This window comes from Blautia sp. AM42-2 (genome assembly GCF_003480245.1).
GTDB lineage: Bacteria > Bacillota > Clostridia > Lachnospirales > Lachnospiraceae > Fusicatenibacter > Fusicatenibacter saccharivorans.
In genome coordinates this window covers 125865-146953 of the sequence record NZ_QUIM01000005.1, presented here as the reverse complement: position 1 = coordinate 146953, position 21089 = coordinate 125865, and the positions used below count along the sequence as shown (strand labels likewise).

The 21089-nt window shown below is 45.4% G+C and carries 18 protein-coding genes; 1 reads left to right on the top strand and 17 read right to left on the bottom strand.

The window, feature by feature from the left end; translation table 11 throughout:
• Positions 1-18: 18 nt before the first annotated feature.
• The 16 genes from DW915_RS08150 to tnpA form a co-directional block, all read right to left on the bottom strand.
• Positions 19-333 (bottom strand): helix-turn-helix domain-containing protein, encoded by a 315-nt coding sequence (locus tag DW915_RS08150; RefSeq protein WP_022461712.1) that lies wholly within the window; start codon positions 331-333, stop codon positions 19-21.
• 88 nt (positions 334-421) lie between these two features.
• Entirely contained in the window at positions 422-673 is a 252-nt protein-coding gene (locus tag DW915_RS08145) for a hypothetical protein (RefSeq protein WP_118741917.1), read from the bottom strand.
• 133 nt (positions 674-806) lie between these two features.
• Positions 807-2180, bottom strand: a complete 1374-nt coding sequence (locus DW915_RS08140; protein ID WP_055220198.1) for an MATE family efflux transporter — start codon at positions 2178-2180, stop codon at positions 807-809.
• A gap of 150 nt (positions 2181-2330) precedes the next feature.
• Positions 2331-2828 (bottom strand): flavodoxin family protein BilS, encoded by a 498-nt coding sequence (gene bilS / locus DW915_RS08135; RefSeq protein WP_055220197.1) that lies wholly within the window; start codon positions 2826-2828, stop codon positions 2331-2333.
• A gap of 181 nt (positions 2829-3009) precedes the next feature.
• Entirely contained in the window at positions 3010-3432 is a 423-nt protein-coding gene (locus DW915_RS08130) for a PPC domain-containing DNA-binding protein (protein ID WP_118741916.1), read from the bottom strand.
• A gap of 54 nt (positions 3433-3486) precedes the next feature.
• Positions 3487-4059, bottom strand: coding sequence for a DUF6553 family protein (locus DW915_RS08125; RefSeq protein ID WP_118741915.1), 573 nt, complete (start codon positions 4057-4059; stop codon positions 3487-3489).
• Positions 4060-4178: 119 nt separating this feature from the next.
• Positions 4179-5228, bottom strand: a complete 1050-nt coding sequence (locus tag DW915_RS08120) for a galactose ABC transporter substrate-binding protein (protein ID WP_330422676.1) — start codon at positions 5226-5228, stop codon at positions 4179-4181.
• A gap of 13 nt (positions 5229-5241) precedes the next feature.
• Positions 5242-6192, bottom strand: a complete 951-nt coding sequence (locus DW915_RS08115; protein ID WP_118741914.1) for a substrate-binding domain-containing protein — start codon at positions 6190-6192, stop codon at positions 5242-5244.
• Positions 6189-8024: a cache domain-containing sensor histidine kinase gene (locus DW915_RS08110; protein WP_118741913.1), complete on the bottom strand. Its 1836-nt coding sequence runs from the start codon at positions 8022-8024 to the stop codon at positions 6189-6191. The genes DW915_RS08115 and DW915_RS08110 overlap by 4 nt, the downstream gene beginning before the upstream one ends.
• A gap of 86 nt (positions 8025-8110) precedes the next feature.
• Positions 8111-9709, bottom strand: coding sequence for a response regulator (locus DW915_RS08105; protein ID WP_022462801.1), 1599 nt, complete (start codon positions 9707-9709; stop codon positions 8111-8113).
• A 400-nt stretch (positions 9710-10109) separates the two neighbouring features.
• Positions 10110-11762: a galactose/methyl galactoside ABC transporter permease MglC gene (locus tag DW915_RS08100; protein WP_022461116.1), complete on the bottom strand. Its 1653-nt coding sequence runs from the start codon at positions 11760-11762 to the stop codon at positions 10110-10112.
• Between the two features lie 17 nt (positions 11763-11779).
• Positions 11780-13288, bottom strand: coding sequence for a sugar ABC transporter ATP-binding protein (locus DW915_RS08095; RefSeq protein ID WP_022461115.1), 1509 nt, complete (start codon positions 13286-13288; stop codon positions 11780-11782).
• 148 nt (positions 13289-13436) lie between these two features.
• The gene (locus DW915_RS08090) at positions 13437-14741 is read right to left on the bottom strand and encodes a substrate-binding domain-containing protein (RefSeq protein ID WP_022461114.1); all 1305 of its coding nucleotides are present in this window, start codon (positions 14739-14741) and stop codon (positions 13437-13439) included.
• Between the two features lie 343 nt (positions 14742-15084).
• Positions 15085-16446 carry an MATE family efflux transporter gene (locus tag DW915_RS08085; protein ID WP_118741912.1) on the bottom strand — a complete coding sequence of 454 codons (1362 nt, stop codon included), beginning with the start codon at positions 16444-16446 and terminating at the stop codon, positions 15085-15087.
• 443 nt (positions 16447-16889) lie between these two features.
• Entirely contained in the window at positions 16890-17987 is a 1098-nt protein-coding gene (tnpB, locus tag DW915_RS08080; protein ID WP_118741911.1) for an IS200/IS605 family element RNA-guided endonuclease TnpB, read from the bottom strand.
• Complete coding sequence (tnpA, locus tag DW915_RS08075; RefSeq protein WP_118741935.1) at positions 17987-18409, bottom strand: IS200/IS605 family transposase; 423 nt, start codon at positions 18407-18409, stop codon at positions 17987-17989. Before tnpA ends, tnpB begins: the two co-directional genes overlap by 1 nt.
• Positions 18410-18721: 312 nt before the next feature.
• Here tnpA and DW915_RS08070 point away from each other — a divergent pair, with 312 nt between their 5' ends.
• Complete coding sequence (locus DW915_RS08070) at positions 18722-19153, top strand: MerR family transcriptional regulator (protein ID WP_022462066.1); 432 nt, start codon at positions 18722-18724, stop codon at positions 19151-19153.
• A 119-nt stretch (positions 19154-19272) separates the two neighbouring features.
• Here the strand turns inward: DW915_RS08070 and DW915_RS08065 are convergent, their stop codons facing one another.
• The gene (locus tag DW915_RS08065) at positions 19273-21081 is read right to left on the bottom strand and encodes a DUF6320 domain-containing protein (protein ID WP_118741910.1); all 1809 of its coding nucleotides are present in this window, start codon (positions 21079-21081) and stop codon (positions 19273-19275) included.
• Positions 21082-21089: the final 8 nt, after the last annotated feature.

Sequence of the window (21089 nt, the reverse complement as noted above, 5' to 3'; positions counted from 1 at the left end):
TGCTTTTTCTTCACTGTATCACAAAATAACGATTTTGTCATTATACCAGCGGTTTAATCTTTCTCGAATTTCTCTGTATTTGCTTCGGAAACGAGGAATATCCCCGTCAATGACGAGGATATCTTCGATGCTTGTGTTTAATAATCTGCTTAAAATGAGAAAGTTGTCCAGACTTGGCAGGCACTTGCCGGAAATCCATTTATAGACCGCCTGTGGATTTTCAAAACCCATGGCATTCTGAATGTCTCTCACGGTGTATCCGCTTTCACGAAGAAGGGATTTGATGCGGCTGCCAGTTTCTTTCTGCTGGATTGACAAATAAATTGGTTCCATCCTGCACCTCCATATGTTTAAGCCATCCCGAAACACAGTTTTATCTTATCATCCGGTACTGGAAAAATCCAGTTTTTTCTTCCTGTTTCTACACAACCCGAATGATCTGTTCATACAAAAGGATTTTCTTTTCATCTACATTCCGATTGTCATGATAATGGCCGAAAAACCATTTCTGAAATTGTACGGTCTGTAAAATTTCTTCGAGATATTCCGCCTCACGATCCTTCTGGAATAGGCCTTCGCCGATGGCATCCTGCACGGACGATGCACAGCAGTGGGTTACAATAAAATCCACCCGATTGTCGTGTGCTGCAAGATTGTTCCGTCCCTCTTCCATCTCTTCTTCGGATGCAAGCTCCTCTTTCCACCAGCTCAGGTGATTGATCCGGTACGGCTTCCAGCCGCGGTCAAAAATCTCATCTCAACGACTCTCTTGCATATGCGCTTTCTTTTTTACCGGAAGAAGATGTTTAGCTCTCCTGTTTCTTTTCTTCTATCAAATGATGATTCAGCCATTTTCCTGACTTAAACCGGATGGTAAAGAGAATGGAACGCAGGCTCCAGTCTGCCGCCATGCCGATCCAGACGGCGATCGGGCCGAATCCCCATACGCGGCACAGGTAAATACAGAGACTCACACGGCACAGCCACATCGTACAGCAGGATGTGATCATGGAGAATTTTACATCTCCGGCAGCCCGCATACCGTATCCCGGGACAAACGCCATGACCCAGCAGAGCGGCTTTGCAATTGTGATAAAGATCATCATCTGCATGCAGAGCTTTGCACTCTCTGCTTCCATACCACCGATCATCGTAATCGGTTTTGTCAGCACAAATACCAGCAGACAGCTTGCAACGATAACCACTTCTGACAGCCAGCACAGTTTTTTAATATAGTAGATTGCTTCATCCTTCCGGCCCGCGCCGAGACACTGACCGACTACCGTCATCAGTCCGATGCCGACACCGATCGCAGCGACACCGTTCAGGTTCTCAAGTATGTTTGTCATCGCCTGCGCGGCAATGGCAACCGTGCCAAGTGTGGACACAGTGGACTGAATCGCCAGCTTTCCAAACTGGAACATACTGTTCTCGATTCCCGATGGGATACCGATAAACAGTATTTTTTTGATCAAACCAAAGTCCGGCCGAATGGAAAGATACTGCTTCACAAAAATCGGTTTGCTTTCATCCCGAAGCTTCCACAGTACAACAACCGCACAGAAAATACGCGAAATTAAAGTCGAAATCGCGGCTCCTTCGACACCCATGTGGAAGCCGAAAATAAGAATGGCATTTCCGCCGATGTTCATAAAGTTGGAAATCACCGAAATCACCATCGGACTGCGGCTGTTGTTCTGCGCCCGCAGAATGGATGCGCCCGCATCGTAAAGACCGATAAACGGGAATGACAGCAGCGTAAACAGGAAATACACCTGTGAATTTTTCATAACATCCGCTTCCACTGCCCCGAAAATCACGCGCAGCAGCGGAACACGGAAAATCAGGCAGCCCGCGGATAATGCGACGGACAAAACTGTCATAACAAAAAGCACCTGCTGTGCCGAACGGATTGCTCCATCCCGTTTTTCGCTTCCAAGATACTGCGAACAGAGAATCGCTCCTCCTGCCGCCAGCGCAGAAAGCGCCTGAATGACTAAGATATTAATGGAATCCACCAGCGAGACTGCCGAAATTGCGGCAGAACCGACATTGCTGACCATCATCGTGTCGACAGTTCCCATCAGGGAAGAAAGTAACTGTTCAATGATGATCGGAATTAAAAGTTTGCGAAGATCCGTGTTACTGTATAAATGAGTTTGTTTTGTTGTAGTTTTCATTGTTTTTACTTCTGCATGACCTCATCTGCCGGATATGCTTTGCCAGCCCTGCCTTTTCCACACCTTTCTTTTTTCTCTCCATTCTATTCCATTTGACGATCCATTGCAATCATTTCGCGAATTTTGCTCTTATCTGATTACTTTTCTATCTCATAATGACTTTTTCAGTCTTTCCAAATCTTCGCTGTCCGGGTGTGACAAAGCACGGTCAAAATTTTGAATCAGCAGATCAAGATTGGCCGGATGTTCCGGGTTTTCTTTCATTTTCACATACCGTTCACGCACAGACTGCGGCATCTTTCCCTGGCACATATACTCACCGATGACCGTATTGCTTGCATCGATCGACTGTTTGACTTGTCCGAGAATCTTTTCAAAATAGGCATCACTTCCACCAAATCCAGCTGTTCCAAACAGAAAAATCTTTTTATTTTTTAATTTCGACAGCAATTCTAATGTCTTTTGGTCCGCATTCCCTTTGTCCGTCCAAAATCCGATATAGCATACGTCGGATTGCGGTACCTGCGAATCGTTTGTGCCAAAATAATCGCATTTGTCCTTTGGCAATGTTTCATAGATTGCATCAGCCAGCTTCTTTGTATTACCCGTTAAGCTGCAAAACAGGATCGAATAATGTTCTTTTATCATAGCCCATACACCTCCAGTTCAGATATTATGTAGAAAATCCACTTTTTCGTAAATTGTATTACCTCTTCAGATCACATCTCGATTTCGCTTACGCTGCATCCCGATGTTGCTTCTCACTATTTCCTCTCAGGCTTTTAAGTCAAGCGGATATTCGCAATCCGCTTAGAGCTACTTGCTTGATTCAGTTAAACTTAAAAATATTAAGTCCGGTTTCTTCATCATGAACTCTGCCCACTCTTCCGTCAATTACCGTGATGACCAGCTCACAGGTTGCACTGACAACCGCTCTGTTCAGATGCCCTCCAAACACCTCACCCTTCTGATTTCCGGCACTCATATGAAGATGTGCATAATACTCTCCATCCATTGTATTGATTGTACCTGTCAGTGATGTAATTTCATAATATCCCTGGAAGCTGTTTGAATAATATTTCTTTTCGTCTGTCTTGTATACTCCGACTGTGAAATCATTGATCGCTCCAAGAGCCTGGATACTGGCAAGCTTTATATTCTCCTTTATGGCAATTGCCTTCAGCTGCTCCAATATTTCCTCGTCTTTGTCAATCCTTGCTACTATGACATTGTCAAATTTTCTGTATTCCACTTTATTCTCCTTTCTCTTTCCGCCTGCCACTGTTCAGACATTACTGCAATAACCTCAATATTTATTCAGGAAATGCTCCCTGTTCGGATACTCCTGCCGATATGCCCGGAGGGCGGCTTCCCGGAGCAGGGTGAATTCTTTTTCCATGTGAAGCAGGCGAGGCGCCTTGAACACGATCACACTGATCTGTTCGGCGATTTTTTTCGCGATTCCTTCTTCGGACAATTGTCCCATGCCGAATACCAGAGAGGTAAATCCTCTGCCTCCTCTGCTTACCTGAATAAATTTCAGGAATACATTGTACAGTTCATCTGCAAGAATTTTCTGGTATCCCTCCTCTGACTGCATGGCTTCCGCCAGGCACAACGTAGAGAGAATCCGGGCTCCCGTCTTTTTTCTGTCGCCTCCCAGATCCAGAGAGGTTCCTTCCGCCAGATACTTCAGTTCCATCAGGCATTTGACAAATTCATCCTTCTGGAGCCTGCGTTGTCCGTATCGGGCCGTCCAGAGCCGATCCCGGTATTCTTCTTCCCAGGCTTCCTCCTCTCCGATATGTTCTTTTAAGATCTGTTGCCGTTTTGCCGGATCTGTCTCCTGATAAAAATCTTTGGTCCATGTATGTTCCATATGTTTTTCCTCATTCTGTCAAGCGGATATTCGCAATCCGTTTCGCTGCTTGCTTGATTGGTTTAAAATAAAGACACGTCTTCACTTACTCTTTCTGCCTGCAAACGCAGTCTTCCTGCTTACATTCCGGAATGGGAAATCGTCTCTTCTGCGTTCAGGTACTCATCGATGTTGCTGCCGTCTACCTTCTGATATTCCGAAAAATAGTACCGGCCTTCTTTCAGGCTTTCCTGTTCAAAGTCCTCTCCCTCGAACAGCTCCACTGCCATTTTCGCCATTTCCTTTGCCTGATCCACTCTGTCATTTAGGATGCTGCCCTGCATCTCTCCTGCCTTTACGGCTTCCAGAGCCTCTTCCAGGCCATCAATTCCGAAGATCACCGGCCAGTCTTCACGGGCATAGCCTGCTTTCCGATAGGCCTCCACCGCCCCCAGTGCCATCTCATCGTTGTTGGACATGACAAGTTCGATCTTTTTTCCGTACTGGCTGATCAGACGGTTCATGCGGTTCTCCGCCTGTCCCCGGTTCCAGTCCGCTAACTGATAACTTAGCTTTTCCAGTATAACATCATTTTTCATCAGTGTCTTTACGGAATATTCCGTTCTGCTGATGGCATCCTGATGGCCCGCTTCTCCTTCCAGAAGCACATATTGGATCTTTCCGTCCTTGTTTTTATCGACTTCCGAATGGCTGTTGATGTATTCTGCTGCGATCTCACCCTGCATGATCCCGGATTGTTCTGCATCACAGCCCACATAATACAGCTTTTCCCACTGCACCAGGTCTTCTCTTACCGGTTCCCTGTTAAAGAAGATCACAGGAATGTCTTCATTCCTTGCCATTCGGATGATCCGGGACGGAGCTGTCCGGTCCACAAGATTGATACAGAGCACATCACAGCCGGCATCAATCATCTCTTCCACCTTTTCGTTCTGTTCCTGCTGATCGTCGTTTCCGCTTTTTGTCGATACGATAATCCTTCGTTCTTTGTTTTCCATGGCTTTCAGCTGCTCCTTCAGTTCATCCGTCAGTCCATTGATAAAAGGATCATCCTGCGTGTAGGTTATCACTCCGACCCGCAGGGTTTTCTCTGTCTGGTCCGACTTGCCGGAACACCCCGACAGCACAAGCACCGCACTCCCTATCGTGGCAGATAATAATACTGCCACCCTTCTTTTCTTTTTATTCATAGGAATATAAAAACCTTTCTAAATCTTCGTCCATAGAGAAATTTTCCTTGCCAAGTACCTGATATTCGGTTATATATCCTTGCATTTTATAAGACCTGTGCTCGATCCTTTTGGTTATTTCTTCCACACTTTTATAGCCGATTTCATATCCGTCCGGCACAGCCAGCCCCTGAATGTTTCCGTTATCCAGAAGTGCAATCGTCTTCAGACTGTAACCCACTCCATAGAGCTCTGCCCCCTTATATGTTCCATTTTCTGCCTGCTCTCCAAACTCTTCCAATATTCCTGCATCCAGGATGACAAGAGCATCCGCCTCTGTTTCCTTCTTCATCCGCTCCACAATGTCCTGTTCTTTTCTCCGGTAAATACACCAGCTGATCTTGCTTTCGCTGCCTTCCAGCGCCTCGTTCAATCCACAAATCTCCGCCTGTACAGCCTCGGACATTTTCCAGTCGGCGATAACTCCGATTTTCTGCTTTTTTGTTCTCAGCTGTTCTCCCAGCCACCTTCCGATCTCCCGGTAATCCGGCTGGATCGTGGGACTGGCAGTTTTTCCTTCTTTTACCGCCAGACCATCTGCAATCAGCAGATACGGTTTATTTCCACACTCTTTTTTCAGCATATTTTCCGTCTCATGACCGGGTGCCGGATATATGATAAAGCCATCAATATCGTTGTCCTTCTGTTCCCTGATAAATTCTCTTTCCACCTCCGGCCCGTCGATCTCTTCCGTATTGCAGATGATCATATGAACGTTGTTCTCTGCCGCAGCCTGCTTCATTCCCTTGATCAGGGCATCCCAGCGTTTGTCACCGGACTCCGGAAGAATCACCGCAATCCGGGGCTCTGCTACGTTCTGATCGAAAATCTTCCATACAAAGAATACTGCCAGCAGCAGCAAAAGAAACTCAATTATAAGAAATTTCATTCTGTTCTTTTTCATCCGCCCGGTCTCCTCTGTATGTATTTTTGTAATTCCAATGCTTCTGCGTTTTCCGGTGTATATGGGATTGCCGGAATACGGATCGTAACCCTTGTTCCTTCGTCCGGTTCGCTTTCTATGGAAAGTCCATATTCTTCGCCAAACATCAGCCGGATTCTGGAATGCACATTGATTACGCCCACGCCGGAACCGTGCTTCGGAACCTTGCTGTTATCCGTCAGAATATTTTCCAGGACTTCTTCCCGCATGCCCATCCCATTGTCTTCGATGGTGATCAGAATGTCCTCGTCTTTCTTTTTTCCGCTGACGATGATCATGCCGTCATCATCCTCATCCATATTTCCGACGCCATAATAGATGGCATTTTCCAGGATGGGCTGGATCACCAGCTTTACGATGCAGCAGTTTTCGATCTCTTCCTCGATTCGGAATTCTGTTTTAAACCGCTCTTTGTACCGGGCCAGCTGGATATTCATATAGCTTCTGCTGTGCTGCAGCTCATCCTTAATGGGAATGATGGTCTTACCGCGTGACAGGCTGACACGAAGCAATTTTGCCAGTTCAGAAATCATACGAACCGCTGCTTCATTTTCCTGGGCTTCCACCATCCACGTGATGGATTCCAGTGTATTATACAGAAAATGGGGGTTGATCTGGCTTTGCAGGGCATCCAGTTCACTTTTTCTTCGTTCATTTTGCTGCCGGATGATCTCGTCCATCAGTTTTTCGATCTGTTCATAGGACTTCTGCACAGAATGTCCCAGATGGCGGATCTCCGAGGAGCCGCCGATATAGATATCCGGTTTTCCTCCTGCCTCGTGGGCCTTGACGGAAGCATCCAGCTCCCGGATCGGTTTGGATATCTTCCGGGAAACCAGCTGGTTTCCCTCCAAAAGCATGACCATAAGAACCAGAACAGTAGCAAATACATAGTAACGGAAGTTCTTGTAGTTTGCCGCCTGCACACTCTCCGGCACAACACCGATCATTTTCCAGCCTGTATAGGCTACGCTGCCGACGATCACGGTCTCATTCTGACTGTTGGAATGGATCTCATAGGTTCCGTCCTCGTATTTTGCCGTTTCCAGACTGTTTTCTTCAAATAATCCACGGTTTAATTCCGTTCCCCGGGGATGATAGATCATCTCTCCGTCCTGACTGATCAGATAATAGTAGATTCCGCCGGAACAGTCATTGATCTGCTTCATCACGTCCCTGATCACAGAATATTTCATATCCAGTAAAAGAATACCGGTTTCCGGTGTCTCTCCCTTGTTGACATCTACATACCTGCTCAGGGAAACGACCCATTGGTACCGATAAGATCCGTCCTCAAACAGTTCCTGGATATGCGGTGTGGAAAAATGTATATTTTCAATGGCATCTTCCGCATTTTTATACCATTCCTGCGTCTGCACCTTCACATTTTTCTTTTCTGCCGCCACCGGCTCTGATGCGATCAGATTTCCTTTTGGGTCATACAAAGCCAGACTCTGAATTTTATCGGAGTTTGTCTCATAGAGCAGGCTAAACTGCTCCGAGAATTCCCGGCTGGATATATCAAACTGCTGGACTATGTTGTAGTTTGCCCCGTTTAGGATCTGCCGGATATCCAGCAGGTCTGCATTTAACCGGTCTACGGTAGCCTCCACAGTAGCTTCCGTGTTGTCTACCGCTGTTTTTTCCAGAGCCAGCTTGAATCGATGGTAAAGCAGCAATCCCATTACAATGATCGTAACCAGTGAAATCGCCATAAGGACAGACAGGATGATCGACTGTATGTTAAATACGATATTCTTCCGGGAATCCGGATTTCTTTTTCTATCTTTCATGTATTTTCCCTTTCACCTGTTCCCTCTTTTCTGCCTGATGTACTCTCGGAGTCTTTCTGTGCTTGCTCTTTCTGCTTTCCGTCTTTTTATTTTCCGGAAGCTCTGTATTTGGAAGGGGAAACACCGAATTTCTTTTTGAATACATAGCTGAAGTAGTTCGCATCCTGATATCCTACTTTTTCTGCGATCTTATAGCTTTTTTCATCGGTGTTCAGCACCATTTCTTCTGCCCTGTCCATTCGGTAATCGGTAAGATAGGAGACAAAGGACTGACCGGTCTCCTTTTTAAAGATGGACGAAAAGTAAGAATTGGACACCCCAAGATCTGCGCACACATCATCCAGCGAGAGCGCCGGTTCCATATATCTGTCTTTTACGATGTTCTGCGCATCGGTGATGATCCGTCTGGAGGTACTGTTTCTGGTACTTCTCAGTTTTTCGCTGATCGCCATAGACATATTGATGATCCAGTTTGTCATAGAGCTTTCATCCAGCTGAGTCACTCTTTCGTAAAGATTCTGTACATTTCCGGAAATTTCATTGAAATCCATGGAATTATTGGCACAAAATTTGAAAAAGCCGCTGACAATCTCCATGGTGGCCAGATTGTACTGGCTGATGGTGGCTGCATTCTTATGGAGCTTTTCTGTCTCTTTGATGGCTTCTTTCCGGATCTTTTCCTGATCCCCTACATGGATGGCACGAAACAGCTCCTGCATCTTTGTTTCTTCTAAGGGAACCGCCTTTTTTGACTCTTTGGGAACGATCTCTGCGATATTGATGGCTCGTTTCGTTCCGTACAGGACACGGTAGGATACCGCCTCTCTGGCTCCCTCGTAGGAAATACTGATATCGTACAGATTGTTGCAGACGGTTCCGACCCCTGCGGTAACCGCCGCCCCCATAATTCTCCATGCCCAGCGGCAGAACCGGTCACACTTGTCCGTCAATTGAGCTATCTCATCTTCTGAATGGAGTTCCATAATCAGAATGGTATTACCCATATAGATGAATTCCTGGCAATTACAGTTCTCCATCAGCCGCTGTTTGATCTCCCGTTCCACAGACATGGATAATAATAAGGGATTCATCCCATCCGGCACATCATTTTCCGAGGTATGAAAGATAATACAGCAAAACAAAGGTCCCTTCATATCCACCTGATAATCCAAAAGGAATCGTTCATAGTCCTCTTCTCTGACTCTTCCTTCAATCAGGGAAATGAAGAAATTGGACTGCAGCTTTGGTAATACCTCCTGGAAATAGTCTTCCAGTTTTTTTACATTTAACTTTTCTTCCCGTTCCCTGTCCAGTGTGGCTTTCAGCTTCATCAGGCTTTCTGACAGCTCGGTGGCGCTGATGGGTTTCAGCATATATTCCTTAATTTCCAGATGGACGGCCTCTTTTGCATATTCGAATTCATCAAAACCGGTGCAAAGCATAATGTAAATATTGGGATAGTCCTGGTTCAGCTTTCTTGCCAGCTCCAGTCCATCCATATAAGGCATCTTAATGTCCGTCAGCACCACATCAGGCTGAAGCTTTTCCACCAGCTCCAGAGCCTTCACGCCGTTGGTGGCACTTCCCACTACGTCAAATCCCAGATCATTCCAGCGGATCTTTTTTTTCATAACATCGATGACCTCTACTTCATCATCGACAAGAATCACTTTATATTGTTCCATCCTTATCCTCCTGTTTTGCGGAGCATATTATTGTTCCTTTATTATAGCAGAAGATTGCTCTCTGCTGAATGAATAGTTACAAAAATTTTGTAATTATTCAGAGCCCCATCTCGATTCCGCTTACGCTGCATCTCGATGTTGCTTCTCGCCATATGAAATTCCAGAAAAATAGCTCATTCATGTAAACATGATTCGCGATTTTTCTTCCATTTCGCATGGCTCTGAATAGTTACAAATTTTGCCAGAACAGAACAAAAGACCGCCCTGGTCATCCATCGGACGACCGGGCTGTCTTATATTCTATCTGTTTATGAAGATGTTGGAATCAAAAGTTTTTCTGACCCCTTTGATACCAGATTGCTACGTGCTTTGCACTCCTGGTATCTTTATGAATGTCTCATTATTTTTTCTGTACATATTTCAGACAGTCAAGTGTTACAGCTGCCAGAATAATGATACCTTCGAAGATGAACTGAAGGTTGGTATCAATACCCAGAATCGTCAGGGCATATGTCAGGGAGGTAAAGATCAGTACACCGGTTACAACTCCGGAGATCTTACCGATACCACCGGTAAAGGATACACCACCAACTACGCAGGCTGCGATGGCATCCATATCCCATCCCTGTCCGTAAGCTGCACTACCGGAACCAACCATACGGTTACATTCCAGCCAGGAACCGAAGCCATACAGGATACCTGCCAGCATAAATGCTCCCATTGTTACTTTAAATACAGAGATACCGGATACTGCTGCCGCTTCCGGGTTTCCACCTACCGCATACAGGTTTTTGCCAAACGTTGTTTTGTTCCAGATAAACCATACAATGGCAACTGCTGCAACAGCCCACAGAATGATGGTCGGGAATTTTCCGATCTGCGGAATGAAGGTATTCGGGATGGCAGAATCAATCGCACCGAAGGATACACCCTTGGTCGCATAGGTAACCAGACCGAAGATGATCAGCATGTTCGCCATGGTAGAGATAAACGGATGCATTTTGAATCTCGCCATGAAGAATCCGGCAATCATGGCAAATGCTGTCGTAAGGATTACACACATTAACAGTGCAAACAGTGCTTTCGCTGTAGCAGGCATAGCGGAGAAGTCAAATACATGTCCGAATACGGCACCTGTATTGATTCCGTTATGCATGATGATGGTTGCTGTAACCATACCCATACCAACCATACGTCCTACGGAAAGGTCGGTACCTGTTAACAGGATCAGACCGGCAACACCAAGTGCAAGGAACATACGCGGGGATGCCTGCTGTAAGATATTCAGGATGTTGGTAACAGTCAGCAGCTGTGTATTTTTGACGATCGGTGTGATGATACACAGTGCGATGAAGATCAGAATGATTACGATATACAGACCGTTTTTGTACAGGAACTGAGATAAATCGAAAGTATATCTGTAATTTTCCAGTTTCTGTATTCTCTGCTGCGGGAATGTAAATTTGGAAGCCCGCAACAGGTCGATCAGGTGATATTTATGCATGAATGCTTCATGTCTTCTGTCCTTGATCTCCTGAAGCTTCGATTCGTGAGCCATCTGTGCATCAAACAATTTATTTTTGAGCACATATTTCTCAGCCTTGATCTCTTCTGCATCCTTCAGAGAAGCAACCTTTTTCTGATGCTCGCTCTTCAGATCTGCTTTGATCTTCTCATATCTGCTGTTTTCTTCTGCTTTTGCAGCTTTGCAGCTTTTGTTTACTACGTCGTAATAATCCTTTTTGTAATGCGCAGCCAGATAGCTTTCTGCCTCTGCGATCAGCTTTTTGATTTCTTCTTTGTTGTCTGCTTCTACTTTTTTTGCATTTTCCAGCTCTTTTTTGCTGTTTTCAATGATCTTATCTCTCTGTGTTGCGGATAAGTTCTTGTTTTCTTTTGCGATCGCGATCTGTTTTTTCAGATCGCTCACTTTGTCAAAGCCGTCTGCACGTAATGCATCGATTTTTTTCTGGATTTCTTCCACATATTCATCGATCGGCTTCAAAAGCTTTGCTTCTTCTTCCGACGAAATAATAACGCTGTTTTCTGCCATTTCCAATTTTCCTCCTGTTACAGGTATTTAGCACTGAGTCTCAATAATTCTTCCTGGTTTGTTTCTTTGGTATTTACGATTCCGGCCAGACGTCCGTTAGACATAACACCGATTCGGTTGGTAATACCAAGAATCTCCGGCATTTCGGAAGAAACAACGATGATTGTTTTTCCCTGTTTCGCCATATTGATAATCAGTTCATAGATTTCATATTTTGCTCCAACATCAATTCCTCGTGTCGGGTCATCCATCATGAATACGCTCGGTGAACGTTCCAGCCATTTACCAAAGATAACCTTCTGCTGATTACCACCGGAAAGGTTGGCGATCATATCATCCGGTCCCATACATTTTGTATGCATGATCTTGATTTCTTCAGCCGTTGCACGCACCATCTTGTCATGCGACAATGCGATTCCGCTCTTATAATGCTTCATATTCGCAATGGTAGTATTGAATGTAATATCGCCCTTCAGGAACAGACCATTGGCTTTTCTTTCCTCTGTAATCAGAGCAAATCCGTGATCCATGGCATCCTTCGGGGAGGAGAAGTTCAGTACCTTTCCGTCATATACGATATTTCCTTCTGCTCTTGTACGAATTCCGAAGATGGTCTCCAGAAGTTCGGTACGACCGGCACCGACCAGACCATAGAATCCGAAAATTTCTCCTTTTTTAATATCAAAAGAAATATTCTGCAGTTTCGGTGCATATTTTGTTGATATATTCTGTACGGAGAGAATCGTTTCTCCCGGTGTATTGTCTACAGGCGGAAATCTGTTGTCCAGAGAACGTCCAACCATGGCGGCGATCAGTTCGTTCATATCCGTTTCTTTACTTGGCTTGGTCATGACCAGGCTTCCGTCTCGCAATACGGATATTTCATCGCAGATTTCAAATATTTCATCCATTTTATGTGAAATGTAGATCAGGGCAATTCCCTGTGCCTTCAGCTGACGCATCATCTTAAAGAGCTTTTCAACCTCCGGTGCAGTCAGGGATGATGTAGGTTCATCCAGTACAATGACTTTTGAATGATAGGAAATCGCTTTTGCGATCTCACACATCTGCCTCTGAGATACAGACATTTTCTTCATTGGCTGCGTCAGATCAACTGTAATTCCCAGCTTTCTGAACAGGTCTGATGTTTCTTTTTTCATTCTTCCTTCGTCGATCACTCCAACGGAATTCTTTGGGTATCTTCCAAGGAACATGTTATCTACAACACTTCTTTCAAGACACTGGTTCAACTCCTGGTGTACCATTGCCACTCCGTTTTCCAGTGCATCCTTCGGACCGGAGAAATTCACTTCTTTTCCGTCCAGTACGATGGTTCCTTCATCTTTCTGATAGGTTCCAAAGAGGCATTTCATCATTGTCGATTTTCCGGCACCGTTTTCACCCATCAGTCCCATAATGGTTCCAGGTTTGACATTCATGCTGATATGTTTCAGAACCTTATTTCTACCGAACGATTTGCTCATGCCGTTAATCGATAAGATATATTTATTCTTATCTTCTGTCATAGCTGCGCTTCCTTTTCTTAGTAAAGAAGGGTATCATTGCTGACACCCCTCTATAATTTCATTCATTTACGGTAACGATTCAGAGACCTCATCTCAATTTCGCATGGCTCTGAATCGTTGCCATTTACACTTTTATTCTGTCTCTAAATTATTTGGAGAGAAGTGATGTATATGCTGCTGCATTATCGGTCTTAACCATGTTAATTGCAAAAGCATCATACTCGCTCGGGTTTCCAAGACGGTTTGTGATATTGGACTCTGTCTGTCCGTCTCCACCGATGTAATCTACCTTCAGGTTCAGCAGATCATCATATTTCTCCAGCAGAGGCTGATAGGTAGAGCTCAGGAAGTTATCCGATGCGTTGTAGATATTCAGCCATACTTTTTTGGATGGGCTCTTGCTTTCATCCAGCTGTTTTGCAACCTTGTCGTAAACTTTTGTAGAATCTGTGAAATCGTTGTAGTTATCGGCTGTTACAGCAATATTTAATGCGTAGTAAGATCTCTCTTCTTCGCTGTATCTGTAATCTTCACCCTCTGTCAGGCAGTTGCCGGCTTCATCTGCTGTACCGATACCGGTATTGATATCTACACCGTCCAGTGCGTTACGCAGAACTCTCAGTGTCAGGTAAGCCTGAACGTCTGCATGCTGAGAAATTGTTCCGCCATATCCTTCACCGATTGCTGCTACAGCATCGCTGTTTGCATCATAACCGAAGGTAGGAACTTTGTTGTCTTTTGCCCATGCATTGAACATTGACATTCCCATACCATCGTTGTTGGAAACTACAACATCGATCTGATCACCGAAGGAAGCTGTCCATGTTCCGATCGCGTTACCAGCTGTTGCAGCATCCCATGTTGCACCTGCTGAGTTTTTCATTTCCTGAGAAGCCAGCTCACGGATGGTATATGTTTTTCCGTCTACATCCAGAGTTGCATCCTGCACAACCTTTGCTTTTCCATCTACGTTTGTTCCGGCCGGTGTAGAATCTACTCCGCCGTCTGCATCTACACCTGTTCCAAGTGCGGAACGAACACCACGTGTACGAGCGATAGAATCGTTATGTCCGATATCACCGATTGCCAGAACATATCCGATTACGCCGTCACCGTTTCTGTCGATCGTGTCTGCGTTTTTCTTGATGTAATCCAGAACCATCTGTCCCTGCAGCTCAGCACCCTGATTTGCATCGAAACCTACATAATAAGTATTTCCGTTGAAGTTCAGAGCATCTTTGTCCAGTTCGCCGGTAGCACTGCTGGATGGCTGACGGTTGAACCAGCACAGAGGTTTGTCCTTGTTTTCTACGCTTCCGCCCGTTGATGCCGTAGAATCTGCTGTTTCTGTTTTCTGGGTAGAATCTTTAGACTCTGATGTGGATCCTCCACAACCAGCCATGGATACTGCCATAGCTACTGCCATAATTGCTGCTAATGCTTTTCTTTTCATTTTTATTCCTCCAGTTTGGTGATTTTGCTAGATTCGCTTCGTTCCTAGCTGATGAATTCATTATAATCACAAGAGGCCTGAAAAAAAATAGAATATTTTTGGATTAGTTATTGAAATTTTTGGTTGTTTCTTGTCGTAATTCCCCAAAACTCCAAGAATCATGCAAAAAAGCAGTCCCACAGAGCGCAAATTACTGCATGACAGATTTTTGTCGTACCTCGGGTACGCCTTCCCATCTGTTTCCTGTAGTTTGCGTTCTGCAGCACTGCTTTTTTTGTATTATTTCTTACTTATGCTTTAAGCGGGGTAAGAGCTCTAAAATCCTCTTGCAGGCGAGACTGCATCAGCTTTCTGACGTTTTAGCATCTTTATATTTTCGCATCAGAATCATATAGCTTATGATCAGTAAAACAGCTGCACTGCTCCATGCACAGATCTCGGCATAGTATATTCCCTCTTCGCCGATCCATTTCGGCAGCAGCAGCGCAACGCTGACACGCATCACAAATTCCGCAATGCCGCTGGCAAGCGGAATCAAAGTATTGCCCAGCCCCTGGATCGCGGAACGATACACATGCAGCAAATACAGTATCCACAAAAAGACAGCCATGATAAACAAATACTTATATGCAATATCTAACACCTGTCTGATCTGCTCCGGTTCACCGGATACAAACAGAGACAATATATTACGTCCAATCAGCACCATCATACCGGAAATGAAAACAGAAGTGAGTACTGCCATATACGTACCGCTGCGCACACCTTTTCGGATTCTCTGATATTTCTTTGCGCCAAGATTCTGCCCTACATACGTTGTAATCGCATATCCATAGGAAACGGCTGCCATCTCCAAAATTCCATACAGCTTGTTCGTTGCCGTAAATCCGGCTACAAACAGAAAGCCAAAGCCATTGATCACATACTGCACCGTAAGTCCTCCCACAGAAATGATCACGTTCTGTATGGCAAGAGGAGTACCCAGCTTCAAAAGCCGCAGACTCATAGACGGCTGCCTGTAAAAATCCTCCTTTTCCAGTCGGATATCCCTGATTTTCCGTAATACAAGCAGACAGTACAAGGCTGAAAATCCCTGTGCAATAACAGTCGCCACGGCTGCTCCGGCTACGCCCCAGCCAAAAACTGCCACAAACAGCAGGTCAAGTCCCACATTGATCACTGCTGCCACTGTCATTGCAATCAGTGGAGATCTGCTGTTTCCAAGTGCCCTCAGGATCGCCGCAAAGATATTATAGGCAGCTATAATCGGGACTCCCGCAAAAATCAGCCGCAAATATAGCATCGTCAGATCAATAACATTATCCGGTGTCTGCAAAAATAAAAGAACGTGATAAACTGCTCCTTCACTTACCGCGAGTACAATCACAGACAGTAATGCTGTCATAATATAGCTTTTCGCCACCGCACATTTCAGATTTTCCTTTTCCCCTGCTCCATAGTACTGCGATACAAGAATCGAAAAGCCCTGTGTGATACCTGTCATGATGCCCAGCACCAGCCAGACCAGCCAGTCTCCGGCGCCTACTGCCGCCAACGCTTCTACTCCTACCACCCGGCCAACAATCATGGTGTCCGCCATCGTATAAAACTGCTGGAAAATATTTCCGAGCATCAATGGTATGGCAAACGTTATGATCAGTTTTCCGGGGGATCCCGCAGTCATATTCTTTTCATTTGTTCCCATAAGATTAAGAATCTCCTTTTCTCTCTTTCTCCTCCTGCCCGCTATTTTACATGGGACCCTTGCAAAACACAATTCTATTTTTTCACAAAGTTTTTCCGATATTTTTGGTGGCTATTACTTTCTTTTTCCGAAGAGAAGCCAGAGCGTGTCTGAAAAATCATTTCCGCAATCAGGAAGAATCAACCGATTGTATCGTAATGCACAGGAGGCAGCGCTATGAGAGAGGTAAAAAGAGATTTTCCTTGGTTTTCCATTACAGAGTATGAAAAAGAAGCAGCGTATTTGAGACGCAGACTTGACACTCCCCACAGCTAAAGCAGGGGGATTCTTGTTTCTTCCACCACTGCATTGACGAATACCTTACGGTACTGCAATGTCTTACACAGTGTCCACAAGCTATGTTTATCCTGTTCCCGTATGCCCTACGGTACAGCTTTTCATCTTTATGCAGACTGCATCTGCAGTGCTTTTTTCAGAATATTAATGCCTGCATTCGTATCCCGGTCATGAACTGCATGGCATTTCGGGCACTCCCAGATACGAATGCTCAGATTTTTTATCCGTGGATTTCTGTAGCCGCAAGAGCTGCAGGTTTGACTGCTCGGATACATCGTTGGTACTCTTTGAATTTCATTTCCATACCAGCTGGCTTTATATTCCAGCATTTTGAAAAACTTTGCCCAGGAAACACTTGCTATGGATTTTGCCAGTTTATGGTTCCGGATCATTCCCTTCACGTTCAGATCCTCGATACAGATGGTTTGGTTTTCGCGCACCAGCATCGTTGACTGTTTCTGCAGGAAATCATTCCGCTGATTGGCTATTTTCTCATGCACTCTGGCTACCCTGAGCCGCTGCTTCCCGCGGTTATGGGAATCTTTCTGCTTCCGGGAAAGTCTGCGCTGTTCTCTTATGAGTTTTCGCATGGAGCGTTCCAGATATCTGGGATTTGATACCGTATTTCCATTGCTGTCAGAATAGAATGCTTTGATTCCAACATCAATTCCAATCGTTCCTCCAGCATTTGGGCGTGGTTCCGGTTCGAAATCAATATTTAAGACTGCAAAATATTTTCCGGCCGGTGTGTACTCAATGGTTACGTGATTAATTTTTCCCACTTCCATCGACTGGCGTATTTTGACAAATCCAAGTTTCGGAAGTTTGATATATCTTCCCACAATACGGATATTATCTTTTTGATTGACCGTTCTGTATGACTGGAACCGGTTATGTTTGCTCTTGAAGGTTGGATAGGAAGCACGTTTTTGAAAGAAATTCACAAAGCTCCGGTCGAGATCCCGCAGAGACTGCTGTAAGGCAATGGAATCTGCTGCTTTCAAAAAAGCAAACTCCTCCTGTCTTTTCAGTTCGGTCAGCATGGCGGAAGTCTGGGTATATCCAATCTTCTTCCCTTCTTCATAGCTTTCCTTGCGCATGGCAAGTCCCCGGTTGTAGATCAGCCGGCAGCATCCCAGCGTCTGGTGGATGAAGTTTTTCTGTTCTCTGTTCGGGTAGATTCTGAATTTGATCCCTTTTTGCATTAGCCCATCTTATCCTTTTGTCTCTGCGATGTTTTCTGGTTTTCGATATACTGTTTTACTGCTTCCAGCGGGGCACCGCCAACGGTAGATACAAAATAGCTGTTTGTCCAGAGCGTCGGCATTTTCGTTTTGAGATAGGGAAATTCCTGTCTTAAAATTCTGGACGTATACCCTTTGAACGATTTTACAGCTTTGTGGATTCCAAACTGAGGATCTACTTCCAGCAGCATATGAACATGGTCTGGCATGATCTCCATTTCCAGAATATCTACAGAACGATTTGCAGCATACTCTGTGAGCAGCTCCTTCAGCCGGACATCTACACCGTTCGCTAATACTTTTCGTCTATATTTGGGGCACCATACTACATGGTATTTACAGGAATAGACGACATTATTGTTTGATTTATATGTTGTGTTCATGTTTGTATTATACAATATTTTATCAATTAACACAATTGTTATTTTGTCCATCTTCAATTACTTGCGTAAATTCGATGGACGCGTCTTATATCCCCATAGCTGAAGCAAGGGATTTTACGACGCATTGGATAAGCAATGTACTTTTTCTTCTCACTTTCTGATAAATATTCCTTTCCTACGCATCAAAACAGCAAGTGCTGCACTGCCAAGTGAAACGTAACGAAGATTCTCTCTTTACAATTTCACTTTCTTAAAGTATACTTTAAGAAGTTATTCTACTATTCAAACTCTATCGTTCAAGGAGGTTTTTCCATGGAACAGCAGACCTACACCATTCGTGAAATGTCCGAGCGTTTTGGACTTCCGGCCTCTACGCTTCGTTATTATGAGGAGATCGGGCTTTTGACGGATGTCATTCATACCGAAAGTAAGAAACGAATTTACACCCAGCAGCACATTGACTGCATGACCGCAATTCTCTGCTTCAAGCGCACCGGTCTTCCGATTGCGGGGATTCAGGAGTTTTTCCGGCTTGAGGATGATATCCCGGGAAATATTGACCAGATGGTTGCCATTCTCGAAGAACATGAGCAGAATATACGCGAAAAAATCGAGCGCATGGAATCCGATCTGGAGCATATTCAACAGAAAGTGCGGTATTACAGTGCGGTTCGCGATGCGATTAAGAATGGGGATGAAATGCCGTCGTGGGATTCCTGCAGCTGTGAGGAGAAGGCGCAGTAGATTTCTCTCCAGGCTTTTCCGCCGCAGACACACACAAGTTTCAAAAGAGCAGGTAAGAAAAGGGACCAACATCCACTTTTCTTACCTGCTCTTCTTATTTTTTCTATCACCTTTTCCCTTCATACCCGGAATTTTTTCTGCATTTCCCGCATAAAATCTTTTCCGCGGAAAAAAAACAGCCCGATCAGATACAGCACACTGAGGCCCACGCAGATCACGGACGGCCAGGTAATACGGACAGTTCCCGTCAGCCACAAAATCGCCGGAACGATTCCTGCTGCTCCGGACTGCATCAGATAAAAAAGATATTCACTGACCTCCATTTTGTACGCTCTTGCCAGAATCTGCATCGTCGCGCCATTCAGAAGAACGGCGAGCGGAATTGCGAAATCGACAGACCAGCCGATCCAGCCCGTCGCATAATCCCACAAAATCGCACCGATCATAATAAAGATCAATTGCCACATACTGTTTTTGAGTGGATTTTTCCGTTTCTGATATCCCACCCGGATCAGAAGCCAGGCGCAGAACACACCCGCTGTCGCATAACCTGCCCACCACATCTGCGGCGTTGCAAGGAAATTCATCATCCAGCAGAGTACGACAGCCGCGATGCAGGTGAAAGAAAAAATTTTCAATCCCAGTTTGGCCGTCCCGTGCGGCTGTTCTTTCTGTCCCGGAAAATCATTTTCCTCCTGTTCACAGACAATGCCCTCTTTCTGCAGCAGATGCATCAGGTTCCGTTCAATATTGGAATCGGCGATTTTAGATGTGATTCCAAGCACCATGCTGTCCCCGTAGGAGCAGGAACACATCTGTACTTTGTCTGTGCTGGTGAAAAATCCGAACCGCTCAATATATGTTTCATACTCCGGCGGCATCTGAATCCGGCCGATATTGGAATAGACGGTCGTAATGCTTCGTCCGCCGAGCGTCGTGCCCGCCATCAGCGCCAGATTTTTGATTTCCAGCGGCACGGCGCGCAGCACCGGATTCCGCTCAATCCGCACCAGATCGTTCATACGTGTGGAAATCTCCTGCTTCAGCGCCTCTTTCTGCATCGCGGCTCCCGTGATCTGCAGGGCATCCTCAAACGATGCCTCCGGCCCAAGATCACAGGCAATCTCGATCCAGCTCCAGAAATTCGTCATCGATGCAGATGGGAAAAAGTTACGCAAGTTGGCTGGAACCATCAGAGAAACCGGCTTTTTCAGCCTGCTTTTCGGGATTTCTTCATATACTGCATATACCAGCGCCGCCGCAAGGTACGCCGTTACCGACACGCCATGTGCTTTTGCGCACTTATGAACTGCTTCCGCAGAAAGCAGAATCTCAGTAATTTCCATCTCCTCCTGCTCCAGATACTCGCCTTTGATCTGGTATGCCGGGCGGCTCTTTTCTTTTTCACTTTTCTTTCCGGTGTAATACTGGGAAAAGCTGTCCTCCTCGAAGTCCGTTTCCGTCAGCATATCTTCGCTGACCTTGGAAAATGTTTCCTCTGGATGGCGCAGGATCAGATAATTGCTCACCAGTTCTTTCAGAAACAGCATCGCTCCGGTGCCGTCTGTCAGGGCATGGAATACTTCGAAATTGATTCGGGTTTTATAGTAAGAAACCTGGAAAAGAAGCGTTTTGTGGTCGGGTACGTAAATCTCACTGCACGGCGGACGCTTTTCCTCTTCTACTTTTGCTGGCAGATCGCGCTGCTCCAGATAGAACCAGAAAAGACCTTTCCGCAGTACCATGGAAAACACCGGGTAATGCTCCATTGTCTGCTCCAGCGCTTTCTGCAGCAGATCCGCCTGGATGTCCTCTTTCAGTTGGCAGTAAAACCGGAAGACTCTCGTATCCTTTTTTCCGGTGGCCGCCGGAAATGCCTGTGCCGCGTTGTCCAGCTTTCTCCAGCGCGAAGAATGTTCTTTCTTCATTTTCTATG